The sequence below is a fragment of the Methylotenera sp. E1MeOHC1 genome (assembly GCF_058745595.1).
In genome coordinates this window covers 2,219,238-2,234,453 of record NZ_CP196025.1, presented here as the reverse complement: position 1 = coordinate 2,234,453, position 15,216 = coordinate 2,219,238, and the positions used below count along the sequence as shown (strand labels likewise).

At 43.8% G+C, this 15,216-nt stretch carries 13 protein-coding genes; 4 read left to right on the top strand and 9 right to left on the bottom strand.

Going from position 1 to position 15,216, the window contains the following annotated elements; translation table 11 throughout:
- Positions 1 to 35: 35 nt before the first annotated feature.
- The 3 genes from mtgA to ACSSU7_RS10465 are packed head-to-tail and all read right to left on the bottom strand — an operon-like array spanning position 36 to position 2,082.
- Positions 36 to 770: a monofunctional biosynthetic peptidoglycan transglycosylase gene (mtgA, locus tag ACSSU7_RS10475; RefSeq protein WP_492516425.1), complete on the bottom strand. Its 735-nt coding sequence runs from the start codon at positions 768 to 770 to the stop codon at positions 36 to 38.
- The gene (aroE, locus tag ACSSU7_RS10470) at positions 767 to 1,615 is read right to left on the bottom strand and encodes a shikimate dehydrogenase (protein WP_492517792.1); all 849 of its coding nucleotides are present in this window, start codon (positions 1,613 to 1,615) and stop codon (positions 767 to 769) included. Before aroE ends, mtgA begins: the two co-directional genes overlap by 4 nt.
- Positions 1,616 to 1,617: 2 nt before the next feature.
- Positions 1,618 to 2,082, bottom strand: a complete 465-nt coding sequence (locus ACSSU7_RS10465; RefSeq protein ID WP_492516424.1) for a rhodanese-like domain-containing protein — start codon at positions 2,080 to 2,082, stop codon at positions 1,618 to 1,620.
- A 331-nt stretch (positions 2,083 to 2,413) separates the two neighbouring features.
- Here ACSSU7_RS10465 and glnA point away from each other — a divergent pair, with 331 nt between their 5' ends.
- From glnA to ntrC, 4 genes are all read left to right on the top strand, one after another.
- Positions 2,414 to 3,823, top strand: coding sequence for a type I glutamate--ammonia ligase (gene glnA / locus ACSSU7_RS10460; RefSeq protein WP_331018625.1), 1,410 nt, complete (start codon positions 2,414 to 2,416; stop codon positions 3,821 to 3,823).
- Positions 3,824 to 4,002: 179 nt separating this feature from the next.
- The gene (locus tag ACSSU7_RS10455; protein ID WP_492516423.1) at positions 4,003 to 4,503 is read left to right on the top strand and encodes a DUF4124 domain-containing protein; all 501 of its coding nucleotides are present in this window, start codon (positions 4,003 to 4,005) and stop codon (positions 4,501 to 4,503) included.
- Between the two features lie 302 nt (positions 4,504 to 4,805).
- Positions 4,806 to 5,900: a nitrogen regulation protein NR(II) gene (glnL, locus tag ACSSU7_RS10450; RefSeq protein ID WP_492516422.1), complete on the top strand. Its 1,095-nt coding sequence runs from the start codon at positions 4,806 to 4,808 to the stop codon at positions 5,898 to 5,900.
- Positions 5,901 to 6,008: 108 nt separating this feature from the next.
- Positions 6,009 to 7,406, top strand: coding sequence for a nitrogen regulation protein NR(I) (gene ntrC, locus ACSSU7_RS10445; RefSeq protein WP_492516421.1), 1,398 nt, complete (start codon positions 6,009 to 6,011; stop codon positions 7,404 to 7,406).
- Between the two features lie 71 nt (positions 7,407 to 7,477).
- Here the strand turns inward: ntrC and ACSSU7_RS10440 are convergent, their stop codons facing one another.
- The 6 genes from ACSSU7_RS10440 to ACSSU7_RS10415 form a co-directional block, all read right to left on the bottom strand.
- Positions 7,478 to 8,149, bottom strand: coding sequence for a DUF6445 family protein (locus ACSSU7_RS10440; RefSeq protein ID WP_492516420.1), 672 nt, complete (start codon positions 8,147 to 8,149; stop codon positions 7,478 to 7,480).
- 112 nt (positions 8,150 to 8,261) lie between these two features.
- Positions 8,262 to 9,485 (bottom strand): porin, encoded by a 1,224-nt coding sequence (locus tag ACSSU7_RS10435; RefSeq protein WP_492516419.1) that lies wholly within the window; start codon positions 9,483 to 9,485, stop codon positions 8,262 to 8,264.
- A 406-nt stretch (positions 9,486 to 9,891) separates the two neighbouring features.
- Complete coding sequence (locus ACSSU7_RS10430) at positions 9,892 to 11,016, bottom strand: deoxyguanosinetriphosphate triphosphohydrolase (RefSeq protein WP_492516418.1); 1,125 nt, start codon at positions 11,014 to 11,016, stop codon at positions 9,892 to 9,894.
- Positions 11,017 to 11,169: 153 nt separating this feature from the next.
- The gene (gene aroB / locus ACSSU7_RS10425) at positions 11,170 to 12,252 is read right to left on the bottom strand and encodes a 3-dehydroquinate synthase (protein WP_492517791.1); all 1,083 of its coding nucleotides are present in this window, start codon (positions 12,250 to 12,252) and stop codon (positions 11,170 to 11,172) included.
- An 8-nt stretch (positions 12,253 to 12,260) separates the two neighbouring features.
- Entirely contained in the window at positions 12,261 to 12,803 is a 543-nt protein-coding gene (locus tag ACSSU7_RS10420; protein WP_492516417.1) for a shikimate kinase, read from the bottom strand.
- Positions 12,804 to 12,936: 133 nt separating this feature from the next.
- A complete protein-coding gene (locus tag ACSSU7_RS10415) occupies positions 12,937 to 15,096 on the bottom strand; it encodes a type IV pilus secretin PilQ (protein WP_492516416.1) in 2,160 nt (719 codons plus the stop codon).
- Positions 15,097 to 15,216 lie beyond the last annotated feature (120 nt).

The following is a 15,216-nucleotide window of genomic DNA, read 5'->3' as shown; positions in this document are numbered from 1 at the left end:
ACAACCATTTAGCCCACCAACACACTCACCTACGCTTAGGGCACAGGCACCATATGCATTCTGGCCTGTATCGTGCCAGTGCGCCTATTGAGATAACGTGTGTACTGATGCTTATCGTAAAAGCGCGGGTTAGGGATCATCGCCGCCAACCTTGCCGCCTGCCCTTTGCTTAATCCCGCTGCACTCGTTTTATAGTAATGCCGTGCAGCAGCCTCAGCGCCAAACACTCCATTCCCCCACTCAATCACATTGAGGTAAATCTCTAGAATGCGCCGTTTAGACATGACGTTTTCCAGCATGATGGTAATGATGGCCTCTTGTCCTTTACGCCAAGGTGTTCTTTTGGTGGATAAAAACAGATTTTTTGCCAACTGCTGACTAATGGTCGAACCACCAGCCACGATCTTGCCTTTTCTCAGGTTTTTTTCATAAGCCTTCTGTATGCCATCCCAATCAAAGCCTTCATGATCAAGAAACTTTGCATCCTCTGAGGCAATCACCGCACGCTTTAAATGATTAGATATTTTTTCATAATCCACCCATTTATACTTGAGCTCTGCATCCGGGCGATCCTCTTGAATAACCTCCAAACGGTCTTCCATAAAAGCACTGGAAGAAGGGTTAAATTTAATCCACCAGCAAATATGCAAAAATATCCACACCTGATACAACAGCACAAAAGCCACAAAAAGCACCGCAGCACGCTCTAAATAAGCGCCAACACTGAGCGGCGCTGCATTAGGCTTACTATTCATCAACCAAGTAATCATATTGCTAACGCCCTTATCTTATCCATCACCGGTTTAGTATCAGGATGCACGCCGCGCCACAAATAAAACGCCTCAGCTGCCTGCTCTACCAACATACCCAGACCATCTGCCACTTGCGCACCATTACGGCGTGCTTGCGCCATAAACGGCGTTTCGCGACCGTACATCATGTCGTAAGCAAGGCAACCTTCAGCAAAAATCGTATCGGAAATAGGCAGAGCGGTATCGGTCAAACCGGCGGATGTGCTATTGATGATTAAGTCAAATTGCAAACCATCCAACTCCTCAAAACGCTTAGGAAAACTTAAGACGTCACTGTTGCTTACTTTAACAATCTCAGCAAGAAGATTGACTGCCTCTTCTGCTTTAGGAAATGTGCGATTAGCAATCACAATAGAGTCCGGAGCCGCCTCAACCAAAGGCTGAAGAATCCCAAAAGCAGCGCCGCCACTACCTAACACCAGCACCCTTTTATGACGGATATCAAACTTAATATTATGAGTGATATCGTTCACCAGCCCCACACCGTCTGTGTTGTCTGCAATAACACCTGTGCTCGTATTAAATATCAGGGTATTTGATGCACCGGCTCTATCCGCAAAAGAGTTAACCTTGCCGCGCGTAGACGCAAACTTTAATGCCTCAAACTTAAACGGCACAGTGACATTCAACCCCTTATAACCACTCGCCATCAGCGCTTCAACCGTAGCCTCAAACCCATCCAGCGGCGCTAGAATAGCCTCGTAACTCATGGCTTGCTCCGTTTGCTGGGCAAAAGCAGCATGAATCAAGGGCGACTTACTATGTGCGATTGGATTACCAATCACCGCATACTTATCCACCATCATCAATTCGTCCAAGGTAAGCCCGCATGCTTCCAACCATTAATCAGCGTGCGTTGCTTATATTCATTGGCATCGCCCTCAAATCCTTCAAGCACGTTATACGCATGCAAATAGCCTAAAGACTCAGCAACCACGGCTGCATTGTGTGAGCGTCCGCCAGTTCGGCAGAGAAACATTATCACCGTATTTTTATCCGCGCCTTTTTGATTAAGCTGTGCCTGTAAGTGCGCTGCAAAATCTGGGTTAGCCACCATTCCTGGGTAAAAAGCCCACTCTACATGCAACGCCGATGGCACACGCCCCACCAGCTCCAGCTCAGCCTTGGTGCGTACGTCCACCAACTGCGCACTCGCATCAGCACGCAAAATCGCATCAGCTTCTTGCGGCGTCAGCGCACCCGCGTATGGCAAACGCTTTTCAATCGCACGCTTCTCTGCAAATGCTAAAATTTCCTGTATATCACTCATGATGCATTTATCCTTAAATTACATGTCCAAAAACAACCTGTTAACACCTTTTTCTTAACACCATTACTGCCGTTCGAATTATAATAAACCATCTTTAAGATTATGCTTAAACCTGTTGAGACTAACCACGTCACCAACACTCATTTGCACCTATTTTGTGCGTAAAATCACAAAATGCATCATACTGGTGCACCAATGCAAGGCTATCTTAATTTACCCTCTAAAATTCAAGCGTTTACCGCTATCCAGATTGGCACGTTTCCTGCTAATCTTATGAGTTGAATTTTTACTTGTTTTATTTTAACCCACACCACACCAATAGGAGATTCTAATGTCAGTGGAAAATGTAATGAAATTGGTAATCGATAACGACATTAAATTTGTTGATTTTCGTTTTACCGATACACGCGGCAAAGAGCAACACGTAACAGTGCCAGTGTCACACTTTAATGAAGACAAATTTACAGAAGGTCACGCTTTTGACGGTTCTTCTATCGCTGGCTGGAAAGGTATTCAAGCATCTGACATGCAATTGATGCCAGACGCAAGCACTGCATTTATCGATCCATTCTTCGACGAGCCAACACTAGTATTAACTTGTGACGTTGTAGACCCTACTGATGGTAAAGGTTATGACCGCGACCCACGTAGCTTGGCAAAACGTGCTGAAGCATACTTAAAATCAAGCGGCTTAGGCGACACAGCTTACTTTGGTCCAGAGCCAGAGTTCTTCATTTTTGACAGCATCCAATGGGATGTTTCAATGAACGGCAGCTCAGTACGCATCAACTCTGAAGAAGGCGCATGGTCATCAAACGAGAAATTTGAAGGCGGCAACACAGGTCACCGCCCCGGCGTTAAAGGCGGCTACTTCCCAGTGCCACCAGTCGATTCACTACACGACATCCGTTCAGCAATGTGTACAACATTGGAACAACTAGGCGTGCCAGTTGAAGTACACCACCACGAAGTTGCAACTGCTGGCCAATGTGAAATTGGTACAAAATTCAGCACATTGACACAACGTGCTGACTGGACTCAAATCCAAAAATACGTGATTTTGAATACAGCACACGCTTACGGCAAAACTGCTACATTCATGCCAAAACCATTCGCTGGCGATAACGGTTCAGGTATGCACGTTCACCAATCAGTTTGGAAAGATGGCAAAAACCTGTTCGCTGGTAACGGCTACGCTGGTTTGAGCGAGTTCGCACTTTACTACATCGGCGGCATCATCAAACACGCTCGTGCATTAAACGCGATCACAAACCCAGGCACTAACTCATACAAACGTTTAGTACCACACTTCGAAGCACCAGTTAAATTAGCTTACTCAGCTAAAAACCGTTCAGCTTCTATCCGCATTCCATTTGTGCATTCTGACAAAGGTCGCCGTGTTGAAGCGCGCTTCCCAGATCCAATCGCTAACCCATACTTAGCATTCTCTGCATTGCTAATGGCTGGTTTAGATGGCGTGCAAAACAAGATTCACCCAGGTGAAGCGGCAACTAAAGACTTGTACCATCTTCCACCAGAAGAAGATGCAAAAATCCCAACAGTTTGCGCATCACTAGAGCAAGCTTTGGAAGCACTTGATGCTGACCGTGAGTTCTTAACTAAAGGTGGCGTATTTACTAATGACTGGATCGATGCTTACATTGCATTGAAAATGGAAGAAGTAAACAAAGTACGCATGACACCACACCCTGCTGAGTTTGGCTTGTACTACTCTTGCTAATGTGTTGTTAGTTTGATTCAATCAAAAAGGGCGATTTATCGCCCTTTTTGATTTTTAGCGTCTAAGAATCCATGCCAACAACAACGTCAACGCAATACAGTAAGCAATCGTTAAGCGGTGAACGGCCCCTCAACTTAATCCATGTTGCCTTATTTGATTAACTCTAATAAACTCACCTCATGAAAAAACACTTATTTTTATCACTGATTGCTATTACGCTCTCAAGCCATGCATTTGCTGAAATTTATAAGCGTGTAGATGCTGATGGCCGAGTAACTTACTCCAACATTAAAAGCAAAGGTGCAACTCGTCTTGAGCTAGACCCCGATGCTAACGCCATCACCAATGACAACAAACCCAAAGCAAGCCCTGCCACGTCTAAGCGAACAGCAACGCCGGATAGCTTTCCGCGCGTAGATGCCAACACGCAAAATCAACGCGATGGCAAACGTAGAGAAATCCTGCGCAACGAGCTTGAGGCTGAAAAACTCGCACTTGAAGAGGCGAACAAAGCTTATGCGGAAGGCGAATCAAACCCAGAGGTTTACAGAACAGCCACAGGGCAAACATTTAGAAACGTCCCAAAATTTGAAGAGAAAATGAAAAACTTGCAGGCTAATGTGGACAATCACAAGAAAAATATCGAGCTATTACAAAAAGAAATCGATTCACTACGCTAAATTACCCGGCCTGAACAACGAGCAAAGCCGCTACCGCACCATTTAGGTGCAGTAGCGGCTTTTTTGTTTTCTATTCCTGCTATACTTAATCATATAAATATCAGGGTCAAATAGATTCTATTGATTAAAAAAATCCAGACGGACAGTATCGCCAAGTTTTTTTAACATTGATATTCAATAGGTTAATCATCATCATGCACGACTACGGTGTATGTAAAAAACTTATTCATACAACACGTGAAAACTGGTCTAGCTTTTGCTTATGATAAGTCAATCAATGAAATGACGAGTGAAGCACTATTATGGTTCAACCAACGCCAGACCACTTTGCTGGCCTAGAGCACTTAGCAACCGCAATCATCCTTTTGGATGATCACTGCCGCGTTGCTTACGTTAACCCTGGTGCTGAAATTATATTTGCCTTTAGTGCCACCCAAATCATTGGCCAACATATCAATGAGGTATTTCCGGACTGCGAAATCTTAATGCTTGCAGTAAACAATGCCATTAAAGAACAGAGCCCATTCCGTGAGCATGAGTTCACTATCAGCACCCATCGGCATAACTCTTTTGCCGTCACCTGCACAGTGACTCCTATAGAGTCAGTGGTAGCGAGCTTGATTTTAGAATTCCAACCAATGGATGCGCAATTAAGAATCGCCCGTGAAGAACGCATGCTCATCCAACAACAAGCCAATGCAGAGCTATTACGTAATTTAGCACACGAAATCCGCAACCCGCTTGGCGGCCTGCGCGGCGCAGCGCAACTGCTAGAACACGAGTTACCATCTCCTAGCCTACGCGAATACACACAAGTGATTATTAAGGAAGCTGATAGACTGCAGGCCTTAATGGATAGACTTTTAATTCCACATCGCGTACCAAAGTATCAGCCAACTAACATTCATGAGGTATTGGAGCGTGTACGTAGCTTACTGCTGGCTGAATCTCCACGCAGTATTCTAATAAAACGTGATTATGATTTAAGCCTGCCAGAGATTATTGGCGACCGTGAGAAACTAATACAGGCGGTATTAAATATTGCACGCAACGCTGTACAAGCGATGCAAGCCAATAAAACACCTAACAGCCAAATTACTTTTAAAACACGTGCAGAAAGACAAGTGACCCTTGCTAGAAAACGTTACCGAGTCGCCATTAAACTGGAGATTATTGATAACGGACCTGGCATTCCCGCTGATATACGTGACCGTATTTTTTACCCACTAGTATCAGGTAGCGAAGGCGGAACCGGACTTGGCTTAACACTCGCTCAAACCTTTGTAACCCAGCATCACGGCATGATCGACTGCGAAAGCACACCGGGTAATACACGTTTCACGATACTGCTACCAATAGAAACTACAGCAATTAAACCGACTGCGAAAATGCAATAATCGTGCGCTGTACCCTACAGACCACGATATTAAATGAAGTAGATACAAAGAGAATAATAAGCAAAATTTTGTGCAACTTACATGGCACCGCTGATAAATGAGAAACCTATGAAACCAATTTGGATTATTGACGACGACAAATCTATACGCTGGGTCTTTGAAAAAGCACTCGCACGTACAGACCTTGAGTTCAAAACATTCCCCTCAGTGGTAGAGGCACTCAATGCGCTAGATCATGAACAACCGCAAGTTGTCGTCAGCGATATCCGCATGCCGAATGGTTCTGGGTTAGACCTCCTCAGCGAGATAAAACGCAGACACCCAGACATCCCGGTCATCATCATGACGGCTTACTCTGACCTTGAAAGCGCAGTAGCGGCATTTCAAGGTGGTGCGTTTGAATACCTAGCCAAACCCTTTGATGTTGATCAGGCAATAGACATCATTAAACGTGCTGTAGAAGAAAGCACTAGGCAAGCTTCTGAAAATGGCTTCAGCGCAGTAGCTGAAGACACGCCTGAAATCATTGGCCAAGCACCCTCCATGCAAGAGGTTTTTAGGGCGATTGGCCGCTTAAGCCGCTCACATGCCACGGTACTAATCAACGGTGAATCAGGCAGCGGTAAAGAGCTTGTTGCGCGCGCACTACACCGCCACAGCCCACGTGCAGATAAACCTTTTATCGCCATCAATACCGCAGCAATTCCGAAAGACTTATTAGAGTCAGAGCTATTTGGGCATGAACGTGGCGCATTTACTGGCGCGGCCGCAGGTAGACGCGGGCGCTTTGAGCAAGCCGACACTGGCACCCTGTTTTTAGATGAAATTGGTGACATGCCAGCTGACCTGCAAACGCGCCTATTACGCGTACTGAGTGACGGTCAATTCTATCGTGTTGGCGGCCACCAACCGATTAAAGTAAACGTGCGCATTATTGCAGCAACCCACCAAGACTTGGAAGAACGCGTTAAAAATGGCTTATTCCGTGAAGACCTATTTCACCGCCTTAACGTAATTCGCCTGCGCCTGCCAGCGCTACGTGAGCGCCGTGAAGATATCCCACTACTGATTAAGCATTTCCTACAACACAGTGCGACTGAACTTGGTGTTGAGGCTAAACAACCTTCTGTTGCAGCACTCAAGTTCTTAAGTGCCGTCAACTGGAGCGGCAACGTACGCCAACTGGAAAACGTATGCCACTGGCTTACCGTGATGGCACCTGGCCAAAATATTGATATTGCAGACCTGCCGCCAGAGTTAAAACAAGACGGCAACAAAGTAGACTCAAACGGCTCATGGCAAGAGGCACTGGCAGCAGAAGTGACCGACGCACTCAATCGTGGCGAACAAAATGTACTGGAATCACGTACGCAAATCTTTGAGCGCATTCTGATTGAAAAAGCACTAGAGCACACACATGGCCGCCGGATTGAAGCTGCTAACCAATTAGGTATGGGGCGCAACACGCTCACGAGGAAGATTCAGGAACTAGGGATAGAAGAGTAAGCTGGTAAATCTCATATAGTTAACGCCTATTAACTATATGAGCACTAATCGTTAGGTCAGCTAGCCAACCACTATATCGACTGATTTTTAACTCGCAACACTGGAAATGAACTTTGCTTATTAGCATCAATTTTAGTAATAAAAAATACCTGCGCTAGTCGCGCATTATTATTGGTATCGCCAAAGAACTGGTTAGCACAGTGGTGGATATCCCCCTCAAACAAAATTAAGGTGTTATATACGTTATTAACTCTGATTACCTCGTCAAACATGCTGTGGTAACTAAAGTCTATTGGTGACTTACTCTTAAAATTATCATCATTCCCTTTAATTGTCTTCCAGTACAACTCATCGTTATATGAGGAATTTTTTCTAAATAAGGATGTTCCTGCATCTAAAGGAGCATTGGGTGTTAAATACAACACGCCTGCAAACACGGTATTTTGATCTTGATGAATCAAACCTGCCCCATATTCAGCACCAACAATTTGAAAGCTAGTGCTAATCTGCCAGCGCATCACATCGTGCTCAGGAATATGAAATATACTGATTAACTTCTTACATACCTTATCATAAAGTGATGCACTGATATCGCGCAAATCTTTCGTGCGACACCCGGGGAAAACGTAGCTAGCATCTTTCATTTCATGACGATAGGTGTACTTCTGAGAAAGTGCATATTTCCTTATTTCATCGGGATTATCATAAAAATCGCTAATGACTGTCACTGGATATAAGTTCATTACAAGATCTCTTTAAATTTTATTACTAGACAACATCTATAAAAAAACGGCAACCTAAGTTGCCGTTTTCTAATCTATTACTTAAACACTGCAGGGTAACCCCTGCCTTATCCTAGAAGAATAAGATCGCGCCTAAAGAAACAGTTTTTGCTTTAGCTTTAACGTCAGCTGTTGCACGGTTGTCTAAATCACGCTCAGATTCTGAGTACTCAGCAACTAAGTTCAAGTGTTTTGTGATTGGGTGGTAAGCACCAACTGTCCACATTCTGTCTTGAACATCTTTGAATGTTTCACCTGAGTTACCGTCAAGTGTAGATTCACCGTATGAAACGCCCAATTTAGTAGCTACACCTGGAATTGTGTATGTACCTTGTACGTACCATTGGTCTGAATCACGTGAACGACCTTGAGCATCAAAGCCATCGCGCAATTGGAATGTTTGACCAATACCATCACCTTTACCGTAGTAACCAGTTAAACCGAAACCAGCTACGTTAACTGTAGTACCGATATCGAATGCTTGAGCACGGTCAGCACCACCTGCAGCACCAGCTAAACCAGATACTTTTTGGTAGATACCTGAAGCCCAAACTTTACCAGCTACGTCGCCAGCCCACTCGTAAGAAGCTTTACCTTCGTAAGCAGAACCTGCACCGCTACGACCTGTGCTTGTAGCACTGTTGAAAACAGTTACAGTATCTGTATCAGATTTAGTAGCATTCCAACCTTGTGTCAAACCAACTGTAAAGCTGAAGCCATTCCAGTTTGGTGATGAGTAAGCAACTTGTGATTTCCAGTCAGCATACATGAAACCAGTACCGATACGGCCCAATGTTGTTGTGTTGCCAGCTAGTGCACCAGCACCGCCACCAACGCCCAACAATGTCATGTCGTTCAAGATAGCGTCAGATGCGTAGATACCTAGATCTTTACCTAACTTGATAGAACCCCATGATTTGTCGCCAAATGTCAAGAATGCTTGACGGTTTTCTTGTTGTGCAGCTTGGTTACCTGCAGATGCTGTAGAAGCACCTGGGTTGAGGCTGATTGTGAAACCAACGTCTAAATCGTTTTGACGTGTTTTACCAGAAACTGATAGGTAGTTTGGTAACAAGCCAGTAGTGATGTTGTTTGATGAAGCTGCATCGCCATTGCCTAAACCTAAAGCAGTTGTACCACCGTTGTCACCGCTGTATTTAGTAGTTGTGTAGTAAGCGTTTACAACACCACCGATGTCCAATGTCCAATCGCCAGCTGGGATTGTGATACCAGCTTGTGCGCTTGAAGCTGCAGCTACTAAAGCTGAAGCAACTGCTAATTTAATTGTTGTTTTCATATAAATCTCCTAAAAAATATTACTATTTTTATTACTCGATTACCTCATCAGTTTGTTACCGTTACGGCAACCAAACCAAAGAGAAAGTTTGCAAACTCTCTCAACGTTTACTACTCAAGTAGCATTCACTAAGAAGGTAGAGCGTAGTATGCACAAAGATTTTTAGGCTTACAACTAAAAGTTGGGCTTTTTGTCACAATTACTTACAATTGTTGTAATTTTGCAACACGACAACTTTCTACAGATAGATTTATAACAGAAGGCTCGCTGATGGACTTGTCTCCGCTAGCCACCCTAGCGAGTCATGCGCAGACTCTTGTGGCCAACAAGTCGCCAACTCTACTTGCAGTGCACCAGTAATAGGTCAGTCTTAGCTGTGCTAGCGGCAGACCTTTATTAGCGTAATCTACAAATATTCTTCTACTGTAAATAACTTACGGTGCTCTCTTATTGCAAATCGGTCGGTCATGCCCGCAATATAATCCGCAACCGCACGCGCTTTATCTACTTCGGCATATAGTTGAAACTCGTTTGGTAATAGCCCTGTATTTTCATAAAAGCACGCGAATAGCTCTTGCACAATTCTGACCGCCTTAGCGCTCATGCGATTCACTTTATAGTGCTGGTATAAGTTTTTGCGTAAGAATTGCTTTAGCTTTAAGTTTTGTTTAGCTATGTCTTCACTAAAACTGATTAATTGCGGTAGCTTCCGAATATCATCAATGCTAGCAGGCTGATGCTGTGCAATATTTTTTGCGCTTTGTGTACACAAATCTACAACCAACGTGTTAATCATGCGGCGTATTGTTTCATGCACCAACCGTTTTTGTTCTAATACAGGGTATTTCGCCTTCACCTCAGCTAGATTTTGCGCAAACAGCCCTACTGTCGATAACTGCTCAATACTGATTAACCCTGAGCGCAGGCCATCATCAATATCATGGTTGTTATAAGCAATTTCATCTGCATAATTTGTCAATTGCGCCTCTAGGCTAGGGCTGGTTTTTTCGATAAACCGCACGCCTACATCACCAAGCTGCTTTGCATTTCTAATTGAGCAGTGCTTAAGTATGCCTTCTCTTACTTCAAACGTGAGGTTTAAGCCATCAAACTCTGCATAACGCTGCTCTAATTGATCGACTACGCGTAACGACTGCAAGTTGTGCTCAAACCCACCGTAATCACGCATACACTCATTAAGTGCATCTTGCCCGGCATGGCCAAATGGGGTGTGCCCAAGATCATGCGCCAGCGCAATGGCCTCGGTAAGGTCTTCATGCAGATTCAAAGTTCTTGCGATGCCACGCGCCATTTGGGCAACCTCTAGGCTATGCGTCAATCGCGTGCGGAACAGATCACCCTCATGGTTTACAAACACCTGTGTTTTATATTCTAGGCGCCTAAAGGCAGTGGAATGAATAATACGGTCACGGTCACGCTGAAATGCATTGCGCGTTGACGAAGCGGGTTCAGCATGATGCCGCCCTATAGATTGATCTGGATTAGCAGCATAAGGAGCAAGAGTATTCATGCTTCTATCTTATATAGGTAAACCAGTTCTAGCAAGCTAGCGCAATAGCCTAGCCGGCCACTGCCTGAAATAACTCAATAAGATTTTGCTTAGGTCAGCAACTCACCAGCCTAGCATTATCAGGATGCGCCAGGCTGGTGTTAAGAGAAACAATTACGTAGACGATAAAGATAGAGTTTCTTTTAGTTTTTCAGCGTCGTAATCACTGGTAATTACTGACTTACCTATTGCCTGCTGTAGTACCAGTCTAATTTTTCCATCAGCCACTTTTTTATCTAGCTGCATTAAATTCAGGTACTTATCCACACCTAGCTTTGGCGCATCTAACGGTAGTTTTGCAGCAGTTAATAGCTGATGAATTCGCGTCACCTCATCAGCGGTCAACCACCCCATGCGTCGAGACAAATCTGCAGCCATCATGGTGCCAGCACCCACAGCCTCACCGTGGAGCCAAACGCCATAGCCCATCGCATTTTCTATTGCGTGTCCAAATGTATGACCTAAATTCAACAAGGCTCTCTCACCTGTTTCGTGCTCATCACGCGCAACCACGTCTGCTTTATTTTTGCATGAGCGGTAAATGGCCTCTGTGATAGCCTGCTCATCTAATGCCATTAATTGCTCAATGTGCATTTCTAACCAATCAAAAAACTCTGCATCCCTGATTAAACCATACTTAATCACCTCAGCCATACCAGCAGAAAACTCGCGCGCAGGTAAGGTTTGCAGCGTATCGATATCAGCCAGCACCAGTTGCGGCTGGTAAAAAGCACCTATCATATTTTTACCAAGCGGATGATTGATACCAGTTTTACCGCCAACAGATGAGTCCACCTGCGATAGTAGCGTAGTAGGTATCTGTATAAACGGAACTCCGCGTAGATAAGTCGCAGCAGCGTAGCCTGTTAGGTCTCCAATTACGCCGCCACCAAGTGCGATTAATGTGGTGCTACGCTCACAGCGACTTTGTAGTAATGCGTCATAAATTAAATTAAGCGTCTCACTATTTTTATACGCCTCACCATCAGGCAATATAATTGGAATCACCGTCACGCCTGCAGCTTGTAGCGTATTGCTTAAAGTCTCAAGATACAGAGGTGCTACCGTTGTGTTGGTCACAATGGCCACATGTTTGCGCTTCAAATGCGGCAGTATCAAGTCTGCATTTGAAATAAGTGATCGCCCTATATATATCGGATAACTTCTATTCGCTAATTCTACTTTTAGTGTTTGCATAACCATGTTTACTTTTTTAATAAATCTTCAATATAACTAGTAATTTCAAGTGCAGATTGGGCTCCGGTATCCACAATGTAATCGGCCAAACTAGTGTAAATTGGATCGCGTTCTAAATACAAACGCTCCAGTTTTTGCTTCATGTTCCCGCCTTGCAGTAAGGGTCTGGTTTTATCATGTCGAGTACGCTGGTATAAATCATTAACTTTGCCTCGCAGGTAGATGATTTTTCCACTATTTTTCAATAAGACACGATTCTCAGGCATGAGCACCGCGCCACCGCCTGTTGCCATAATAATATCGTCAAGCTGACACAACTCTTCAAGCGCAAGTGTCTCGCGCTTACGGAATCCATCCTCACCTTCCAACTCAAAAATAAGTGGGATTTTTACGCCAGTTCTACGCTCAATTTCAATATCTGAATCATAAAATTCTTTATCTAGCTGTTTAGAGAGCATTCGCCCTATGGTGGTTTTACCTGCACCCATCAGACCTATAAAATAGATATTATTCAAATTAAAACCATCCTTATTGCCTGCAAACATTTTCATAGCTTTAGCGCATTAAACTAGCACCATTATGTAATGACACAAAGACCTGCAAAATAAAATGCCCATCATATTCTAGATGGGCATTTTATCAAAACTATGAACTGTAATGTCGCTACATAATCAACATCACCTGTTACTGTAACGTCAATCGTTCATCAACTATTCTCGGGGTGATAAATATCAACAGCTCTGTTTTATCATTTTGACGAGTTTTCTTCTTAAATAAGTTACCAAAAAGTGGCAGATCTCCAAAGAATGGTACTTTACTCACATCATCACGTTCAATCTGTTCAAAAATCCCCCCTAGCACTGCAGTTTCACCATTACCTACCAATACTTGGGTATTAATATTTTGCGTATCTATCGAGGGTACGCCATTGAATATTTGGCCGACTTTGTCTTTCTTAATATCAAGCTCCATGATGATTTTTTCGTCCGGTGTAATTTGCGGCGTCACTTCTAAACTCAATACAGCAGGCTTAAACGCAACGTTAGTAGCACCACTACTTGAAGCTTGCAGATAAGGTATCTCCGTACCTGCCGCTATTTTGGCTTTGTGCTGATTAGCGGTAATAACACGTGGACTGGACACAATCTTACCGCGTTGATCAGTCTCCATCGCGGTTAACTCTAAATTGAGTAACAAACCAGCTGCGACATTATAAATACTGTAGGCAATTGACCCAGTCGCGTTTGCAACAGCGAGATTCGATAGTAAATCCGGCTGCCCATCGGAGCTGGTAAATAGGTTGCCATTAGTTAATGTAGTTTGCACAGCACCATTGTGAGTGCCTTGAGTAATCACACCTGTGGTTGACACTGCTGTTGGGCGATTACCCAAACTACCGCTTAAGGTACCAACACTATTACCAGGAGTACCTGTTTGAGTAACACCTAGTCTAGCACCTAGCGCTTTGCTATATTTGTCATCAGCAATCACCAAGCGCGACTCAATCATCACCTGTTTGACAGGTATGTCTGTCTTATTAATGATAGCTTGCACTTGCTCTAAATACTTAGGCGTATCTTGCACAAATACGGTATTGGTACGTGGATCCAATACGGCATTGCCGCGTTTAGACAAGATCTTTTGCTTAGGGTCACTTAAAATATTTTTTAAAGCTTCAGCTTTCATATACTTCAAAGTGAATACCTCAGTACGAAGTGGCTCAACATCATCAATTTGCTGCTGGCTTTCAAAGGCTTGTTTTTCTTTAGCAGCAATTTCATCTGCAGGTGCTACTAAAATCACATTGCCATTTTTTCGCTTATCCAAGCCCTTGCTTTGCATAATAATCTCAAGCGCTTGATCCCAAGGCACATCTTTAAGGCGCAGTGTAAGATTACCAGTTACTGTGTCACTGGTAATGATGTTCAAGCCTGTGAAGTCTGCAATCACCTGCAGCACAGCACGTACTTCAATATTTTGGAAATTTAAAGACAGCTTCTCCCCAGCATAGCCAGGCTTTGAACCACGCACTAATTTATTCGGGTCTTCTACCACCTGACGCACGTCGATGATGAATTTTTTATCTGCCTGATATGCAGACTGCTCCCAGTTACCTTTAGGCTCAATAGTCATACGCCCGTTTTTGCCTTGTTTTATCGTATCAACATAAAGCACAGGTGTATTAAAATTGATCACATTCAAACGACGTTGCAAATTAGCGGGTACATCAGTATTGATAAAATCAACTTCGATAGTTTTACCTTTTTGCTTGATATTTATACCAGCTGATGCGTCAGACAAATCAACAATAATACGTCCCTCACCATTTTTGCCGCGCACGAAGTCTATGTTATTAATGGCAGCCGCTTTATTACCCAAAATTGGCTCTGAGAATTTAGTCTCTAGGCCAGTCCCTGCTGACGCCTCATTTGCCTGCAAAAGAATCGTTATTTCATTCCCTTTTGCTGTTGTGCTATAACCTACGTTTTTTGATAGATTAAGTACCATACGGGTACGATCTTTACCCTGTGCTAACGTAACACTCTTTAATGAACCCGCTTCTGCCGGAATATTGTTTTTAGCTAAACCATTACCAACCTTTGGAAAGTCTAATGCGATACGAGAGGGATTATTAAGTGTGAATCCAGCCGGCGGATTTGCCAGAGGCTCTGTTGTTTTCACACGAATACTGACACGACCACCAGGTAGCGTTGAATAGTCGACACTCTCAATTTTATTGGTTAGCCCAGCCTGATCTTCAGCAACAGCTAAAGCCGAACCTAAGGTTAAACCAAGCAACATGGTTGCCTGCAAAAGTTTTGATATCCAAATATTCGTTTTCATTATTTCACCTTAAATCCCACATCCTAAAAATATAAAAATTTCTAGGGCCTAATGCGCTATCACAATAATAACTACTTTTAAACGAACCACAGCTTCGCTAAAGCCACAACAGAAATCGAT